The 17,031-nt window shown below is 29.7% G+C and carries 17 protein-coding genes and 1 other annotated feature; all 17 genes read left to right on the forward strand.

Annotation, left to right across the window (positions count from 1 at the left end):
* Positions 1 to 59: 59 nt before the first annotated feature.
* The 17 genes from KQI77_RS01550 to KQI77_RS01630 all read left to right on the forward strand — a co-directional run bounded on the left by KQI77_RS01550 (position 60) and on the right by KQI77_RS01630 (position 17,029).
* On the forward strand, positions 60 to 956 hold the full coding sequence (locus KQI77_RS01550; RefSeq protein WP_216387611.1) for an Rpn family recombination-promoting nuclease/putative transposase: 897 nt from the start codon (positions 60 to 62) through the stop codon (positions 954 to 956).
* Between the two features lie 64 nt (positions 957 to 1,020).
* Positions 1,021 to 1,245: a binding site (T-box leader), on the forward strand.
* Positions 1,246 to 1,431: 186 nt separating this feature from the next.
* The gene (trpE, locus tag KQI77_RS01555) at positions 1,432 to 2,823 is read left to right on the forward strand and encodes an anthranilate synthase component I (RefSeq protein ID WP_216387613.1); all 1,392 of its coding nucleotides are present in this window, start codon (positions 1,432 to 1,434) and stop codon (positions 2,821 to 2,823) included.
* Positions 2,820 to 3,398, forward strand: coding sequence for an aminodeoxychorismate/anthranilate synthase component II (locus KQI77_RS01560; protein ID WP_216387614.1), 579 nt, complete (start codon positions 2,820 to 2,822; stop codon positions 3,396 to 3,398). Before trpE ends, KQI77_RS01560 begins: the two co-directional genes overlap by 4 nt.
* On the forward strand, positions 3,388 to 4,392 hold the full coding sequence (trpD, locus tag KQI77_RS01565) for an anthranilate phosphoribosyltransferase (RefSeq protein ID WP_216387616.1): 1,005 nt from the start codon (positions 3,388 to 3,390) through the stop codon (positions 4,390 to 4,392). Before KQI77_RS01560 ends, trpD begins: the two co-directional genes overlap by 11 nt.
* Positions 4,393 to 4,425: 33 nt before the next feature.
* Positions 4,426 to 5,217 (forward strand): indole-3-glycerol phosphate synthase TrpC, encoded by a 792-nt coding sequence (gene trpC, locus KQI77_RS01570; protein WP_216387618.1) that lies wholly within the window; start codon positions 4,426 to 4,428, stop codon positions 5,215 to 5,217.
* Positions 5,217 to 5,831 (forward strand): phosphoribosylanthranilate isomerase, encoded by a 615-nt coding sequence (locus KQI77_RS01575; protein ID WP_253289297.1) that lies wholly within the window; start codon positions 5,217 to 5,219, stop codon positions 5,829 to 5,831. Before trpC ends, KQI77_RS01575 begins: the two co-directional genes overlap by 1 nt.
* Positions 5,831 to 7,009 (forward strand): tryptophan synthase subunit beta, encoded by a 1,179-nt coding sequence (gene trpB, locus KQI77_RS01580; protein ID WP_216387619.1) that lies wholly within the window; start codon positions 5,831 to 5,833, stop codon positions 7,007 to 7,009. Before KQI77_RS01575 ends, trpB begins: the two co-directional genes overlap by 1 nt.
* A gap of 11 nt (positions 7,010 to 7,020) precedes the next feature.
* The gene (gene trpA / locus KQI77_RS01585; protein ID WP_216387621.1) at positions 7,021 to 7,797 is read left to right on the forward strand and encodes a tryptophan synthase subunit alpha; all 777 of its coding nucleotides are present in this window, start codon (positions 7,021 to 7,023) and stop codon (positions 7,795 to 7,797) included.
* A 148-nt stretch (positions 7,798 to 7,945) separates the two neighbouring features.
* Positions 7,946 to 11,245 (forward strand): GGDEF domain-containing protein, encoded by a 3,300-nt coding sequence (locus tag KQI77_RS01590; protein ID WP_216387623.1) that lies wholly within the window; start codon positions 7,946 to 7,948, stop codon positions 11,243 to 11,245.
* A 148-nt stretch (positions 11,246 to 11,393) separates the two neighbouring features.
* A complete protein-coding gene (gene rplU, locus KQI77_RS01595) occupies positions 11,394 to 11,702 on the forward strand; it encodes a 50S ribosomal protein L21 (protein WP_216387625.1) in 309 nt (102 codons plus the stop codon).
* 5 nt (positions 11,703 to 11,707) lie between these two features.
* A complete protein-coding gene (locus KQI77_RS01600; RefSeq protein WP_216387626.1) occupies positions 11,708 to 12,079 on the forward strand; it encodes a ribosomal-processing cysteine protease Prp in 372 nt (123 codons plus the stop codon).
* A gap of 2 nt (positions 12,080 to 12,081) precedes the next feature.
* On the forward strand, positions 12,082 to 12,381 hold the full coding sequence (gene rpmA, locus KQI77_RS01605; RefSeq protein ID WP_216387628.1) for a 50S ribosomal protein L27: 300 nt from the start codon (positions 12,082 to 12,084) through the stop codon (positions 12,379 to 12,381).
* Positions 12,382 to 12,689: 308 nt separating this feature from the next.
* Positions 12,690 to 13,976 carry a GTPase ObgE gene (obgE, locus tag KQI77_RS01610; protein ID WP_216387630.1) on the forward strand — a complete coding sequence of 429 codons (1,287 nt, stop codon included), beginning with the start codon at positions 12,690 to 12,692 and terminating at the stop codon, positions 13,974 to 13,976.
* A 34-nt stretch (positions 13,977 to 14,010) separates the two neighbouring features.
* Complete coding sequence (gene yhbY, locus KQI77_RS01615) at positions 14,011 to 14,313, forward strand: ribosome assembly RNA-binding protein YhbY (protein WP_216387632.1); 303 nt, start codon at positions 14,011 to 14,013, stop codon at positions 14,311 to 14,313.
* A 3-nt stretch (positions 14,314 to 14,316) separates the two neighbouring features.
* Positions 14,317 to 14,919, forward strand: a complete 603-nt coding sequence (gene nadD, locus KQI77_RS01620; RefSeq protein ID WP_216387634.1) for a nicotinate-nucleotide adenylyltransferase — start codon at positions 14,317 to 14,319, stop codon at positions 14,917 to 14,919.
* A gap of 2 nt (positions 14,920 to 14,921) precedes the next feature.
* The gene (gene yqeK, locus KQI77_RS01625; protein WP_216387636.1) at positions 14,922 to 15,488 is read left to right on the forward strand and encodes a bis(5'-nucleosyl)-tetraphosphatase (symmetrical) YqeK; all 567 of its coding nucleotides are present in this window, start codon (positions 14,922 to 14,924) and stop codon (positions 15,486 to 15,488) included.
* A 35-nt stretch (positions 15,489 to 15,523) separates the two neighbouring features.
* Positions 15,524 to 17,029 (forward strand): LCP family protein, encoded by a 1,506-nt coding sequence (locus KQI77_RS01630; RefSeq protein WP_216387637.1) that lies wholly within the window; start codon positions 15,524 to 15,526, stop codon positions 17,027 to 17,029.
* Positions 17,030 to 17,031 lie beyond the last annotated feature (2 nt).

Below are 17,031 nucleotides of genomic sequence, written 5' to 3' on the forward strand. Positions count from 1 at the left end.
TAAAAAAGTTAATAATGTATAATTATTAGTAGAAAGTTATATTGAGAGGAGTGCTAAAGATGACTAAAGGATTATTAGATCCAAAAGTAGATTTTGTTTTTAAAAATATATTTGGTTCACCAAAGCATCCAAGAATTTTAATATCATTTTTAAATGCAACACTTAAACCAACTAATAAAATTACATCAGTTGAAATAAAGGGAACAGATTTAGAAAAACAATTTATAGGAGATAAATATTCAAGACTGGATATAAGAGCAACTACTAATAATGATGAAATTATAAATATAGAAATTCAACTTAGAAATGAATATAATATGATTCAAAGAAGTCTTTATTATCTTAGTAAAATGTATGAAGAACAACTTGGAGAAAGTGAAGAGTATTCGAAATTAACAAGAACAGTTTGTATTAACATTTTAAATTTTAAATATCTAAAAACTGATAAGTTTCATACAGGATATCGATTTAAGGAAATATATGATAATACAGAGCTTACCAATATAATGGAGATTCATTTTATTGAAGTTCCAAAGCTTTCAGAAAATAGTGATGAAAAAGATTTATTAATAGCTTGGACAGAATTTTTAAAGAATCCTGAAAGTGAAACGGTAAGAAAACTTGAAATGAGCATTGAAGAGATAAGAGAAGCTAAAGATGAACTTATAAGAATAAGCAATAACAAAGAACAACGTGAAATATATGAAATGAGAGCTAAGATATTAAAGGATAAAGTTAGTGCATTAAATGAAGCAGAAAGAAAAGGTATTGAAAAGGGATTACAACAAGGGCTACAACAAGGGCTACAACAAGGAATAGAGCAAGGTATGCAGCAAGGAATTATTAAAATGGCAAAAAGTTTATTAGATATACTTGATGATAAAACTATTTCAGTAAAAACAGGATTAGACATTGAAGTTGTTAAGAGTTTAAGAGAAGAAGAAATAAATAAATAGATATTTAATAAAAAAATACATATTGACATATATTATGTATATATGTTAATATGTATTCATAAATTAAAAGTCGATGAAGAGAGATAGTAGATAGTGAAGTTTAATTCCAGAGAGCTCGGGTTGGTGCGAAACGAGTATTGTAGTCATTATTGAATGGGTCTCAGAGATGGTATCTTGAATTATAGTAGGGGTACACGGAGTTCCACCGTTATAAGGATAGGGTATTATATTGTACCTGATAGAGATATGTATTTAGGTGGCATAACGAATTTTATATTTCGTCCTTTATTAGGATGGAATTTTTTTGTTTATATATGTTTTGCTATACATTTTTACATGAAGATGGGTGGCACCACAAGTCACTTTGTCCCATTATGTGGGCAAAGTGACTTTTTTTCGTTTGATAAAAAGTTTATAAATATAATTCTTCATGAGAACTACATGAAATTAAGAAAGATATATGGAGGGATGAAAAATGACAAATATAACTAAAGAGCAATTTAAAGAATATAAACAAACTGATAGAGCATTTTCACTTATGAGTTCTTATAGAGGTGATGAGATAACACCAATAACACTTTTTAGTAGTTTTAAAGGCAAAAGACCATTTATATTAGAAGGTGGAAGTAAGGAAAATAGATTTGGAAGATATTCTTTTATGGGAGAAGATCCTTATAAAGAGATAATGGGTGATACTCTAGAAGAAGTAAAGAAAGTAAAAGAAGAAGTATGTAAAAAGTTTGTTTATGAATCTAATAAATTTCCATTTAAAGGTGGAGCAATAGGATATATGGGATATGATACAGCTTCATTCTATGAGAAAAAATTAAATTTTAATAATAGTGATGATATAAAAGCTCCAATTGTTAGATTCAATTTTTATAAAAGATATATTTGTTATGATCATTTCACTCACAAGGTATTTGTAGTAGATAATATAGATAATTCAGATAATAGAGAATATGATGAGATACTAAAGGAACAAAAAGAATATTTAAAATCATTACTAAATATCAATATTAGTTCTATGGAAATTATTAAAGGAGAAGAAATAAATTTTAAATTTGCAACTAGTAAAGAAAAGTTTTTAGATAATGTAAAGAAAGCTAAAGAATATATAAAAGCTGGAGATATATTTCAAGTTGTATTATCACAAAGAATGTATTGTGAAACTGAACTTACACCGTTTGAGATATATAGAAGACTTAGAGCAGAGAATCCATCACCATATATGTATTTTATAGATTATGATGAATATCAAGTAGTAGGTTCATCACCAGAGAGTTTAGTTTCAGTAAAAGCAGGAGAAGTAACAACTAATCCTATAGCTGGTACAAGAAAAAGAGGTAAAACAGAAGAAGAAGATAGAAATCTTGAAGTAGAACTACTAGCTGATGAGAAGGAAAAAGCAGAACATGTTATGTTGGTTGACCTAGGAAGAAATGATATAGGAAAAGTAAGTGAAATAGGAACAGTTGAAGTTAAAGATTTCATGAAGATTGAAAGATTTTCACATGTTATGCATATTACAAGTCATGTAGTTGGTAAGCTTGCTAGTGATAAAGATGCATTTGATGCATTAGAATCATGCTTGCCAGCAGGTACAGTATCAGGTGCTCCTAAGATAAGAGCTATGGAGATAATAGAGGAATTAGAAGAAGTAAAGAGAGGCATTTATTCAGGAACAGTTGGTTATTTCTCAAATGGTGGAGACATGGATATGTGTATAGCAATTAGAACATTTGTTATAAAAGGTAAAACAGCATATCTACAAGCTGGTGCAGGAATAGTTTATGATTCAGTTCCTGAGAAAGAATTTGAAGAAGTTCAGAACAAATTATTAGCTCTAAAGGAGGCTTTAAGATGATAGTTTTAATAGATAATTATGATTCATTTACTTTTAATTTATATCAATATTTAGGAGAATATGCAGAGGTTAAGGTAGTTAGAAATGATGAGATAACAATAGAAGAATTAAGAGCATTAAAGCCAAGTGGAATAGTTATTTCTCCAGGACCAGGAAGACCTGAAGATGCAGGAATATCAGTAGAAGTTGCTAGAGAATTTGGTGATGATATTCCAGTACTTGGAATATGCTTAGGACATCAATCAATAGCAGTAGCTTATGGTGGTAATGTTGTAAGAGCAAATGAAATATATCATGGAAAAAGTTCCACAATATCAGTTAAAGGTAATGATATATTTGAAGGAATATCTAGAAAGATAGATGTAATGAGATATCATTCATTAGTAGTTGATAGAAGTTCACTTCCTAATGAATTAGAGGTTATTGCAGATACAGTAGATGACCATATAATTATGGCAATAAGACATAAAACAAAGAAGATATATGGATTACAATTTCATCCAGAGTCTGTATTTACACCAAAAGGAAAAAGAATGATTAAAAATTTTGTGGAGGGGATTTGTAATGAATATTAAAGAAGGAATAAGAAAAGTAGTTAATAAGGAAAATTTAACAGAGAATGAAATGGCAGATATAATGAATGAGATTATGTCAGGTACAACTACATCATGCCAAAAAGGTGGATTTTTAATAGGTCTAAAAGAAAAAGGAGAAACTTCTGAAGAATTATTAGGAGCAGCTAAAGCTTTAAGAAGTCACACATTAAAGATAGATATTAAAGATAAAGAACATTTAATTGATTGTTGTGGAACAGGTGGAGATGGAGCAAAGACATTTAATATATCTACTTGTGTAGCTATTATTCTTGCAGCAGGTAATGTTAAGGTTGCAAAACATGGTAATAGAGCTGTTTCAAGTAAAAGTGGAAGTCTTGATGTACTTGAAGCATTAGGAATAAAAACTGATTATTCTAAGGAAGAAAGTGAAAGAATTCTTGAAGAAAAAAATATGGTGTTCTTACTAGCTCCTACTTATAATGGGGGAATGAAAAATGTAGGAAAGGAAAGGGCAGAACTAGGAACTAGAACTATATTTAATATGTTAGGACCTCTATTAAATCCAGCACCACTTACAGGACAACTTATGGGAGTTTATGATGAAACATTAATTGATGCAGTAGGAAGTGTTTTACAAGGCCTTGGACTAGATAGAGCATTAGTTGTTCATGGAAATGATGGATTAGACGAATTGACTACAACTACAACATCTGTTGTATTTGAATTAAAAGAAGGAAAAACTAGAAAGTTCATTCTTGATCCTAAGGATTATGGAATTCCATATGCAGATATAAATGATCTTGCTGGTGGTGAAGCTAAGGAAAATGCAGAAATAATATTGGATATATTAAAAGGGGAAAAAGGTCCTAAGAGAGATATAGTAGTTTTAAATGCTGGTGCAGGATTTTTCGCAGGAAAGATTACAGATTCTATAGAAGATGGGATAAAGCTTGCTAATGAATTGATAGATAATGGAAAAGCTTTTGAAAAATATAAAGAATTAAAGAAATAAAACAACTTTTTTTGAATAAGAAAGGAATAACTTATGATATTAGATAAAATTGTAGTAGAGAAAAGAAAGCGTATAGAAGAGAGAAAGAAAAATATATCTACTGAAGAACTAAGAGAAAAAGCAATGCATCTTATAACAGAAGAAAAATCTCATAAGTTCAGAGATGCATTAAAGAAACCAGGATTATCAGTAATAGCAGAATATAAGAAGGCTTCACCATCAAAAGGGATTATAGTTCCAGATTTTAATGTAAATAAGATAATAGAATTTTATGAGGGATTAAATATAGATGCATATTCAGTGTTGACAGAAGAAGATTTTTTTATGGGAAGCGATGAAAATTTAAAAAAGGTAAAAGCGGTAAGTGATAGACCTATTCTTAGAAAAGATTTTGTTATTGATTTTTATCAGATATATGAGGCTAAAATATTAGGAGCATCAGGAATTTTGCTTATAGTTGCAGAGTTAGGTGATAGGCTAAAAGAATTCTATGATGAATGTATTAAATTTGGGTTAGAGCCACTTATAGAAGTTCACAATAAAGAAGAATTGGATATAGCACTTAAATCGGGTGGAGAAATTATAGGAATAAATAATAGAAATCTAAAAACATTTGTTACAACATTAGATACTACTAAATCTCTTATAGATATGATACCTAAAGATAAGGTTATAGTTTCAGAAAGTGGAATGCATTCTATAAATGATTTGAGAATGATAAAAGAATATGGGGCAGATGCAGTATTAGTTGGAGAGATGTTTATGAGAAATATTGATAATGCAGAATTTCAGAGCGAATATGCTGAGTTTAAAGGTGAAAAATAATGTTTATTAAAATATGTGGAATAACTAAACTTTCAGAAATAGATTATTTAAATGAGCTTAAACCAGATTATATAGGGTTTGTATTTGCAAAGAGTAAAAGGCAGATAAGTGGACGAGAAGCTTGTATTCTAAAAGAAAAGTTATCCAAGGATATAAAAACAGTTGGCGTATTTCTTAACAATACTGAAGAAGAGATATTGAAAGTATTAGATGATGTGGAATTAGATGTTATTCAGCTACATGGAGATGAAGATAATAAATTTATAGATAGTCTTAGAAAAAAAATAAAATGTGATATATGGAAAGCTGTAGCTATATTATCAGAAGAGGACATGAAAAAAGCATTAGAATATAATGTTGATACTTTAGTGTTAGATGGTAGTAATCCAGGCAGTGGAGTAGTATTTGATTGGACAGCATTAAATAAACTAGATGCAAATAAAAGAATTTTTCTTGCAGGTGGCATAAATGAAGAAAATGTATTAGATGGAATTAAAAAAGTTAATCCTGATGGAATTGACACATCTTCGGGTGTAGAAATAGTAGATGAACTTGGAAGAAGAAAAGATAAAGAAAAAATGAGAAGATTAATAAGAAAAGTGAGGGAAAATTAATGAAAGGTAGATTTAATCAATTTGGAGGACAATATGTTCCAGAAACATTAATGAATGCATTACAAGAATTAGAGGCAGAATATGAAAAAGCTATAAAGGATAAATCTTTTAAAGATGAATTAAATTATTATTTAAAAGATTATGTGGGAAGAGAAAGTCCATTATATTATGCTGAAAACATGACTAAAGAAATAGGTGGAGCAAAGATATATCTTAAGAGAGAAGATTTAAATCATACAGGTGCTCATAAAATAAATAATGCTCTAGGACAAGCACTTCTTGCAAAAAGAATGGGAAAGAAAAATATAATTGCTGAAACAGGTGCAGGACAACATGGTGTTGCAACAGCTACAGTAGCAGCTCTATTAAATATGAATTGTAAGATATTCATGGGTGAAGAAGATATAAAGAGACAAATGTTAAATGTTAAAAAGATGGAGCTATTAGGTTCAGAAGTTGTACCTGTAAAGAGTGGTAACAGAACATTAAAAGATGCTGTTAATGAAGCTATAAGATATTGGGTTACTAATGTTGAAGACACATATTATGTAATGGGAACAGCAGCTGGTCCACATCCATATCCAGTAATGGTTAAGGAATTCCAGAGAATTATCGGAGATGAAGCTAAGAAACAAATATTAGAAAAAGAAGGAAAGCTTCCTACAGCTGTTATTGCACCAGTAGGTGGTGGAAGTAATGCAATAGGACTATTTGCTCCTTTTATAGATGAAAAAGATGTTAAATTAATAGGGGTTGAAGGTGCTGGATTAGGAATAGAAACAGGTGAACATGCAGCTTCTCTTCAAGCAAAAACAATAGGAGTGCTTCATGGAATGATGAGTTATGTATTAAAGGATGATGATGGACAGATAAAAGAAGCTTATTCTATATCAGCTGGACTTGATTACCCTTCAGTAGGACCTGAACATGCATATCTATGTGAAACTAAGAGAGCAGAATATGTAGCTATAAAAGATGATGAGGCTATGGATGGATTATTGTATTTAACTAAAACAGAAGGAATAATTCCGGCTATAGAATCTGCACATGCTGTTGCATATGCAAGAAAATATGCAAAGAATTTATCTAAAGATGATATTGTTATAGTAAACATATCAGGTAGAGGCGATAAAGATATGGATTCGGTTTTAAAATATTTAGAGAATCATAATAAATAGGAGTGGTGATAATGAATAGAATAGATACAACTTTTGATAAATTAAAAGAAAATAATAAAAAGGCATTAATACCATTTATAGCTAATGGAGATTCTACTTTAGATGATACTGTAGAAATGGTGTTAGAATTAGAAAAGGTAGGGGCAAGTATTGTTGAAATAGGAATACCTTTTAGTGATCCGTTAGCAGATGGACCAGTAATACAAGAAGCATATATAAGAGCACTTAATGGTGGTGTAAAGGTAAAGGATATATTTGAAACAGGGAGAAGAGTAAGAGAGAAGAGTCAGATTCCTCTAGTTATAATGGTTTATTATAATCTTGTATATCATTATGGAGTAGATAAATTCTTAAAAGATGCAGGAGAGGCAGGATTTGATGGACTTATAGTTCCAGATATACCACTAGAAGAGAGACAAGAATTAAAAAGTAAATCTGAACAAAATGGAGTATATTTAATTCCACTTGTTGCACCAACTTCAAAAGAAAGAATAGCTAAGATAGTAACTGGTACAAAGGGATTTGTATATTGTGTTTCTTCAAATGGTACTACTGGTGAAAGAAGCAGTTTAAGTAATGATATTAATGAATATCTAGAAACTGTTAGAAATAATTCTGAAGTTCCTATATGTTTAGGTTTTGGAATATCTTCTCGTGAAGTAGTTAGAGAGGTCAAGGGTTATTGTGATGGTGTAATTGTAGGAAGTGCAGTTGTAAGAAGAATGGCTGAAAATAAAGGAATTGCATTAGACTTTACAAAAGAATTAAGAGAAGAATTGGATAAATAAGTCGAGAATTATAAAATAACAAGGATTTATATATTTTTAAATATAAGTTCTTGTTATTTTTTTGTAAATATTTACTGACGAATTTGAAAAAAATATGATTAAATAGTATAATATAGATTATGTATAAGAGATAATGGGGTAAAAGATAATGGATAGAGAGGTATATTGTAATTACATAGATAAAATTATTAAAGATTCAGTTAGTAATACTGTATTTATCAAGAAATACAGTAATATTAGAATGACAGAAACTGAAGCACATAATAAAGCAATTGCAAGAGGGTATTTTTTATTATTTTATCAATATAAATTAAATTCTATGCAAGTTGCATATGAACCATTTCTTGTGTGGTTAAAAGATTTATATAAGTTGTATTTCTCTAAACAATATAGTATAGATGAATTTTTAGACAAATGTAATGTATATCCACTACATAGATCAACTATAAAGAGTTATATGCAAGAGTCAGTTTGCGATAGAAAAGAAGAATTTATTTTTCCAGAGATAGAGTATGAGAAAAAGATGTTTGTAGAATCGATTGTTAAAATGATATCTTTTGTATCACTTAAGAAACCCTTACTTATTTTTTTAGAAAGAATTCAGTTTGCTGGTGTATCAGTTATTAATCTATTAACTAGAATTATTAATAATCCATATGCAAATAATATAATTCTAGTTGCAAATTATGAAGAAGAATCTTACGTTAGTTCATATAAAAAGAAAATATGGGAACAGTTTATAAAGACGCTAGAAGAAAAAGAACTTATAAATGAGTTGGTTCTTACAGATGATGATGGATTAGAAGGAATAGATGAAAAATTAACAAAAGAAAATGATCAATTCTTTGTGCCCAAGCATACAGAATTAGATGTATACATAAAAAATCTTAATAATATGGTATATACTTTAGCACTTGAAGATGCAATGTGTTATTTTGGTATTATATATAATAATTTAGAGGTTGAGAAACTAGATTATCAAGATGACAAAGTAGAAAGCTTTTTATCATTATATGCATTATGTAGCATATATACAAAGAATGAGTCTAATGCCTTACTTGTATGTGATAATATCAAGAATATGGCGTTACGCATAGATAATAAGAAATTTCTGTTCTACTCTAAATATCTTATAGGACTTGCAAATTGTTCAAAAGGAGAATTTCCATTAGTTAGTGAGATGGCTGGTGAATGTAGAGAAATTGCACGTGATTTAAGAAATTCTTATCTTACATTTAAGAGTGATCTGCTAGAATTTATGGGATTATTTAGAGGGTGGTCAGGATTATTTCTTAGGGATACAATAGAAGTTAAGTTTCAATTTATACAAGAATTAGAGCGATATTGTTTTTATAATCATTTAGCATATGTTAACCTTTTAGGATTTGAAAATGAAGATGAGTTTATAGAGAAGAAAGACATATCTAAACTTGAACATTTTAATAAAGCAATTAAATTAGCAACTAGTATTAGTAATGATTATTTACTATTGAAAGCGTATAACAAGATAATTCTACTAGCAGCATGCAGCGGAGATTATAATGATGTTGATGACTATTATAATAAAAGTGCTGAAGTTGTTAAGAGGATAGATGATGATTTTAATAGGATAAAAATATATGATGGACGTGGATATAATCTTATTGTGTCAGGAAGATATGAAGAAGCTAATTATAGTTTTAATGAAGCGTTAAAAATAGAAGAGAAGCTTAAAAATATAGAAGCTATGGCAGAAACATTATTTAACATGGGAATTAATGCTTTTGTAGGAGAAAATTATGAGAAGACAGATGAGTATATGTCTTTAGTTGCAAAGATTATAGAAGATTTAGATATAGGTAAAATAACAATAACTAATACTTCTAAGATATATGGAGTTTTAGCAATTGCTAACTATTATATGGGTAAAGAATACAAGTGTATAGCATATTTTAATAAAGTTCGTAGAATGATAAGTCATTTGCTTAATCCAAGTGAAAATCCTAATTATAAGCTATGGGATGAGGATTTGTTTTTCTATCACCTTATGGATGGAATACTTAGTAAGAATAGAAAAGAATATGATAAGGCTAAAAAAGCATTTCTACAAGCACAATTTCATATGGAAAAAGCAGCTGGAAGTATGTTTTACACCTATAAATATTTAGCTATTGAAAAGGTTGACTTATACATTAAACAAGGAAAAACATCAATGGCAAAAACACAAATAGAGAATTGTATACAGTATTATAGAAAAAATGGACTGTTTGTGAGAGCAAAAGAGATAGAAGACAGATTTAAAAATCATAATGAAATTGAAAAACCTAGTCTTAAGTTAAAAGGTATATCTATAAAGGATATACGAGTTTTGTGCCATGAGTTAAAGGTGGAAAAAGAATTATCAGTACAGAAAAAGGATATGCAGTTTTTATTATTATGGCAAGATAATCTTAATAAAGAAGTGTATTCAAAAGATGAGTTGATACATAATTCAATAGAAACATTTAAACAAAATTATGGTATTGAAAGAATTATACTAATAGAAGTTAAAGAAGAAAATAAAATAACTTATTCGGATAATAATATAAGTATAAGTCAGGAACAGATTGATAGAGTTGTTGAATATTTTGAGGAAAATGGAAGATCTTTTGTTACAACAAGAAATGAAGCAGGGTTTGATAATTATTCAGAGATAGTAAACGTATTTCCAAAGTATGAAGTATATTCAATGATTGGTATACCAATATTCCAGAAGGATAAACTGACTAATATACTAGTTACTTATATTCCTAATCAAGAAAATTTTATAGAGAATAATATTGCATTAAGAGAACATCATTTAGATGTATTTAGATATATATTTAAACAATTATTAGAGGCTATCAAGAGTCTTGAATTTAGTAAACAGATAGAAGAAATAAATAAGAAGCTTCATAAGAGGTCTATAACAGATATATTAACTGGAGTATATAATAGACAAGGATTCGAGAGAATGATAGAGAAGGAAACTAGCGAAAAAATTACTATTTTATATATAGATTTAGATAATTTTAAGTTATATAATGACACTTATGGCCATCATATAGGTGATTACATTTTAGTGACTTTTGCACAAATACTAAAAGACGTTAGCAAGGAAAAGGCATTTGCAGTAAGATACGGTGGAGATGAATTTATCCTAGGTATTCCAAATGGCAATAATGAAATAGGAATAGAAGTTGCAAAGCATATATATGAAAGTATAGAGAGCGAAGAGTTCTTTGAAGGAATTGAGCAGAAGATAGTAGAAGAAAATATTGATAATGTTTCAAACAAAATAGATGATATTGGAGAAAAGTTATCATGTTCTATTGGAATTGCTACTTCTATAAGTGGTAATAAAAATGAAGTGCTTAAAGCTGTTAATAAAGCTGATCAAGCATTATATTTTGTAAAGAAAAATGGTAAAGGAAAATATATGGTTATATAAACTATTGAAGAAAAAATATAAAATTCCTTTACAATTACGACAAGTTATGCTAGAATAACCTAGTGAACCGCTCACGCACAGGTTTTGATAAAACAATTTCTAGAGAATTGTACCTATAGTGGCGAGGCCGTTATGAGGAGGTGTTTTAATGTACGCAGTAGTAAAAACAGGTGGAAAACAATACAGAGTTCAAGAAGGTGACGTTCTTTTCGTTGAAAAGTTAGATGTAGAAGTTGACTCAACAGTTGAATTAACTGAAGTTCTTGCAGTTGGTGGAGAAACTTTAAAAGTTGGTACTCCAGTAGTAGAAGGAGCTAAGGTTGTAGCTAAAGTTTTAGCTCAAGGAAAAGCTAAAAAAGTTACAGTATTCAAGTATAAGAGAAAGAAAGACTACAGAAGAAAAAATGGTCACAGACAACCTTATACTAAATTAGTTGTAGAAAAGATCGAAGCTTAATTATTATGATAAAGATTAATATTAGATCGAATAGAGACAACATAATATCTTTCTCAGTTGAAGATCATGCACTTCGTGAGAGAACAGCTATATTAGCAGGTGATGCACATGATATGATATGTAATTCAGTATCAGTGTTATCTCAGAGTGTGATTATTGGTTTAGATGAAGTACTTAAGCTTAATGTAAACTATGAGATTAGAGATGGATATCTTGCACTAGATCTTAAAGGATTTACTCTTGAGGAAATAGAGCAAGCACAAGTCTTACTTAAGACTTTTGAGAAGAGCCTAGAGAGTTTGATCATGGGCTTAGATGATATGTTTGGAATAGATAAACGTATGGAATATATCAGTTTATGCAATGAGGAGGTGTAAGTATGATAATAATGAACCTTGAGTTATTCGCTCACAAAAAAGGAATGGGTAGTACTAAGAATGGTAGAGATTCTGAATCTAAGAGATTAGGAGTTAAATCAGCTGATGGACAATTCGTATTAGCTGGTAACATAATCGTAAGACAAAGAGGAACTAAGATTCACCCAGGCGAAAATGTTGGTAAGGGTGGCGATGACACTCTATTTGCTAAAATCGACGGAGTTGTTAGATTCGAAAGAATGGGTAGAGATAAGAAAAAAGCTAGTGTTTACCCAGTAGATTTTGAAGAAATAGCTGAATAATTTTCTAGATTAAAAGTGTTGCAAGATGAGTATCATTTTGCAACACTTTTTTTACTCTTTAGGAATTATATTATGTTTGTAACTGAGGATAAGTATATTAAAATCACATTCTATTTTAATTAAAATTTGCGTGTTTTTTGTATTGTTGTTATAAATATATATGTAATATGTAATAATAATAATAGAGAATATTAATTAGAGAATAATAAATAAGAAAGGATATGTCAGAATATAATATTACATATGGAAAGCAGTATAATAAGAGATTATTATGTCTCGTGTATCAAATTCTGACAGTGGCGGAGAATATGTTTATAGATAAAGTTAGAATATTAGCCAAGTCTGGTAAGGGTGGAGACGGTGCAGTTTCTTTCAGAAGAGAAAAATATGTTCCACTAGGAGGACCAGATGGTGGTGATGGTGGAAGAGGCGGAGACGTTATCTTCTATGTAGATACAGGAATTACAACTCTTTTAGATTTCAAGTATAAAAAGAAATTTAAAGCAGGTGATGGAGAGAATGGTGGTACTTCTAAGTGTTATGGTAGAGATGGAGAAGATTTACTTATCAAGGTACCATTAGGAACAATAATAAGAGAAGCAGAGAGTAATAAGATAGTTGCAGACCTTTCGCATAAAGATGATAGATTTACATTATTGAGAGGTGGAAAAGGTGGTAAGGGTAATTGTAAATTCTGTACACCTACTAGGCAAGCACCTCATTTCTCAGAACCAGGTATGCCAGGAGAAGAGATGGATGTAATATTAGAATTAAAATTATTAGCAGATGTAGGATTATTAGGATTTCCTAATGTAGGTAAGTCTACATTTTTATCAATGACTACAGCAGCTAAGCCAAAGATTGCCAATTATCACTTTACAACACTTAAACCTAATTTAGGAGTTGTTGCACCTAATGGAACAGAACCATTTGTTATGGCTGATATTCCAGGTATAATAGAAGGAGCAGCAGAAGGTGTAGGATTAGGCTTAGAATTCTTGAAACATATCGAAAGAACTAGAATACTTATACATTTTGTTGATATATCTGGAGTAGAAGGAAGAGATCCGTATGAAGACTTCTTGAAGATAAATGAAGAACTTAAGAAATATTCAGTTAAATTATGGGATAGACCTCAGATAGTAGTAGCTAACAAATGTGATATGTTATATGATGAGAATGTGTTCTTAGATTTCAAGAAGAAGGTTAATGCATTAGGTTATGATAAAGTATTTAAAATGTCAGCAGCTACTAGAGAAGGAGTAGATGAAGTTATTAAGACTGCAGCAACTATGCTTCAAGATATACCTTTAACTGGTTTAATCATATCTGATGATGAGAGATATATACCAGAAGAGAAGAAGTTTACTTATAATATAATGGTAGAAAAAGGTGCTGAGTTTAATACTTATATCATAACAGGTTCTTTTGTAGATAGATTATTAGAATCAGTTAATGTATATGATGCAGATTCATTAAGATATTTCCATAAAGTTCTTAACAATAAGGGAGTTCTAGCAGAGCTTAGAGAGATGGGAATTAAGAATGGAGATATGGTTAACCTTAATGATTTTGAATTCGAATATATGATGTAATTTATATATAGTGAAAGGAGTGTGTAATTAACACATGATTACAGGAAAGCAGAGAGCTTACCTAAGAGGTTTAGCTCAAAACATAGATCCTATATTTCAAGTAGGTAAAAAAGGAATAGAGGATGCTTTTATAAAGCAAGTAGATGAAGCATTAGAGAAGAGAGAGCTTATCAAGATAAAAGTTTTAGAAAATAGTGGAATGGAAACTAGAGAAGCATCAGATATAATATGTGAAAGAGTTGGTGCAGAAGGGATTCAAGCTATAGGTAGTAAAATGGTTTTATACAGAAAATCTAAAAAGAATCCTAAGATAGAATTACCAAGAGGTAATAAATAATTTATGGAGAGATTAGGAATCATAGGTGGTACTTTTGATCCTATTCATCTTGCACATGTATATATAGCAGAGGTGGCAAAGGCAGCATTAAACCTAGATAGAGTAATATTTATGGTGGCTGGTAGTCCACCTCATAAAACTAATAAGCAGATAAGTGATGCTGATGTTAGATATAAAATGACAGAGTTTGCAATAATGAATAAAGAAGGACTTGAAGTTTCTGATTATGAAATAAAAGAGCAAGGATTAAGTTATACTTATAAGACATTAGAGCATCTTAATAATTCTAATAGAGAATTATATTTTATAACAGGTGGAGATTGCTTGATGAATATAGAATCATGGAGAAATGTACCTGAGATACTGTCTTTATGCCAGTTTGTAGTAGTAACTCGTCCTGGAGTAGACAATGATAAGCTTATTAAACAAAGGGATTATATATCTTCTAAATATAATAGCAATATTGTTTTTTTAGAAGTTGATGGAATAGATATATCTTCAACCGAGATAAGAGAAAAAATATCAAAAGGTGAAGATGTTTCAAAATATTTAAATACAGAAGTACAAAAAATAATAGCAGATAATAATCTATATAAGGGGGAATAGTTATGGTATCTATAGAAGAAGCATATGATTATGTTAAGAGTTGCTTAACTGATAAGAGATATATACATACATTAGGAGTTATATCAGTTGCCAAGAAATTAGCAGTTAAGAATAATATTTCTGAAGAAAAGGCAGAGATTGCTGCGTTATGTCATGATATAGCAAAGTATGTTCCTGAAGAAGAAGCTCTTAAAATAATAAAAGACAATAATATAGAATTAACACAAGGTGAGAAAGCAACTAAGGAATTATGGCATAGTATAATAGGACCGATAGTAGCTAAAGAAAAATTAGGAATATCTGATGAAGAAATTCTAGATGCTATAAGATATCATACAACAGCTAAAGAAAACATGTCTGCCTTAGAGAAAATAATATATATAGCAGATGTTATAGAACCTTCTAGGGTATTTGAAGGGGTAGATACAATAAGAGAAGCTAGTTTAGAATCACTAGATAAGGGATTACTTGCTGCACTTAATTATAGTATAGAATATTTATTGTCAAAAGGATCTTATATAGATTTAAATTCTATAAAGGCTAGAAATTATCTTATATTAAATAAATAATTTAATATAAGAATAAAGGGATGGAGGCTTTAAATATGGACAGAAAAAGAAATGTAAATTCTAGAAGTGGAAATAGACAAAATCCTAGAAGAAGAGAGCCAGATTCTATTAGGAAAAAGAGAAAGAGAAGTCCAGAGAATATAGAAGATGTTAGAAGAAAAGATCCTAGAAAACATCAAAAAGAACATAGAAGAAGACCAGCATATATAGATGATGAAGTCTTCGAGAGAAGTGGCTTCAATGATATAGAGAATAAAAATTCAAGAGTAGTTAATAAGAAGTCTATAGACAAAGAAGATAGTAATATAAGCAATAAAGCTTCAAAGCATAATAAAAAACTAACATTTAAGAACATAAAGAGAGGTTTGCTGGTTTTAATTGGAATTATAATTATATATATAATTTATATATTTTTAAATTTTTTTAATAGTGTTAAAATAGATGATAGTTATGCAGCTACTAATCCATCTAGAGGAGATTCTGTTAATATATTGTTACTTGGAACTGATATAGGTGATGTAAATCAATCAGATAATCAATCACTTAAACGAACAGATACAATTATGTTACTTAATTATAATCCTAGCAGTAAAAAAACTCAGGTTGTATCTATTCCTAGAGATACTCTAGTTCAAATGAATGGACAGAATATGAAGATAAATGCAGTGTTCCAAAATGGAGGAAATGCATCTATAAGTTCTGTTGTAGAAGATATGTTAGATATAACTGTTAATTACGTTATGGATATTGATTATGAAGCTTTTAGACAATTTATAGATGCTATAGGTGGAATAGATATGGAGATAGAGAATACTATGGATTATGATGATGATGGACAGAATCTACATATACATTTTACAAAAGGAACAACAGAACATTTAGATGGACAGAAAGCTGAAGAATTCTTTAGATGGAGAAAGAATAATGATGGAACAGGTTTTGCAACTGGGGATTTGGGAAGAATAGAAAACCAACATAAATTCTTGCAGAAGATTGTAGATAAGTGTAAGAGTCCTATTATACTATTTAAGGCTCCTAAGATATTTAATGCAGTGTCAACTAATATGACTACTAATATGAAAGGTAGTAAGATGGTTAGGTATGGACTTGGAATTATGCGTAGTATGAAAAATGGCATAAATATGACTACAATATCAGGAACACCTCAGTATATAAATGGAATATCATATGTTGTTTATGACAAGTCAGCTAATGTAGATCTTATAAATTCATTAAATGGATCAGGATCAAGTAACGATGAAGAATTATCTAGAAAAAAAGCAAGTGTGCTTATACTAAATTGTACTAATACAAGTGGATTAGCAGCCCAGACTAAAGCTAAGCTTGCAAGTGCTGGATTTGAGAATATAGAAGTAAATAATGGAAGTGCACTTGATAAGTCCAAGGTTATGACGCAATATGATAATTTGAAGCAAGAGGTTATGGAGGTTTTACCAAAAGTAACTCAGAGTGAAGGAAAGTCTTCAGATTACCCTAGATATGATGTTGTTATTATGTTAGGTAAAGACTATATAGAATAAAA

Source organism: Clostridium sp. MSJ-8 (genome assembly GCF_018918325.1).
GTDB lineage: Bacteria > Bacillota > Clostridia > Clostridiales > Clostridiaceae > Clostridium.

What these genes read in the sequence shown, in the direction of transcription:
- KQI77_RS01560 (WP_216387614.1), top strand. Translation starts at nt 2,820, where the DNA reads ATGATAGTTTTAATAGATAATTATGATTCATTTACTTTTAATTTATAT.
- obgE (WP_216387630.1), top strand. Translation starts at nt 12,690, where the DNA reads ATGTTTATAGATAAAGTTAGAATATTAGCCAAGTCTGGTAAGGGTGGA.
- nadD (WP_216387634.1), top strand. Translation starts at nt 14,317, where the DNA reads ATGGAGAGATTAGGAATCATAGGTGGTACTTTTGATCCTATTCATCTT.
- KQI77_RS01630 (WP_216387637.1), top strand. Translation starts at nt 15,524, where the DNA reads ATGGACAGAAAAAGAAATGTAAATTCTAGAAGTGGAAATAGACAAAAT.
- rplU (WP_216387625.1), top strand. Translation starts at nt 11,394, where the DNA reads ATGTACGCAGTAGTAAAAACAGGTGGAAAACAATACAGAGTTCAAGAA.
- yqeK (WP_216387636.1), top strand. Translation starts at nt 14,922, where the DNA reads ATGGTATCTATAGAAGAAGCATATGATTATGTTAAGAGTTGCTTAACT.
- KQI77_RS01550 (WP_216387611.1), top strand. Translation starts at nt 60, where the DNA reads ATGACTAAAGGATTATTAGATCCAAAAGTAGATTTTGTTTTTAAAAAT.
- rpmA (WP_216387628.1), top strand. Translation starts at nt 12,082, where the DNA reads ATGATAATAATGAACCTTGAGTTATTCGCTCACAAAAAAGGAATGGGT.
- trpB (WP_216387619.1), top strand. Translation starts at nt 5,831, where the DNA reads ATGAAAGGTAGATTTAATCAATTTGGAGGACAATATGTTCCAGAAACA.
- trpE (WP_216387613.1), top strand. Translation starts at nt 1,432, where the DNA reads ATGACAAATATAACTAAAGAGCAATTTAAAGAATATAAACAAACTGAT.
- yhbY (WP_216387632.1), top strand. Translation starts at nt 14,011, where the DNA reads ATGATTACAGGAAAGCAGAGAGCTTACCTAAGAGGTTTAGCTCAAAAC.
- trpA (WP_216387621.1), top strand. Translation starts at nt 7,021, where the DNA reads ATGAATAGAATAGATACAACTTTTGATAAATTAAAAGAAAATAATAAA.
- trpC (WP_216387618.1), top strand. Translation starts at nt 4,426, where the DNA reads ATGATATTAGATAAAATTGTAGTAGAGAAAAGAAAGCGTATAGAAGAG.
- KQI77_RS01575 (WP_253289297.1), top strand. Translation starts at nt 5,217, where the DNA reads ATGTTTATTAAAATATGTGGAATAACTAAACTTTCAGAAATAGATTAT.
- trpD (WP_216387616.1), top strand. Translation starts at nt 3,388, where the DNA reads ATGAATATTAAAGAAGGAATAAGAAAAGTAGTTAATAAGGAAAATTTA.
- KQI77_RS01590 (WP_216387623.1), top strand. Translation starts at nt 7,946, where the DNA reads ATGGATAGAGAGGTATATTGTAATTACATAGATAAAATTATTAAAGAT.
- KQI77_RS01600 (WP_216387626.1), top strand. Translation starts at nt 11,708, where the DNA reads ATGATAAAGATTAATATTAGATCGAATAGAGACAACATAATATCTTTC.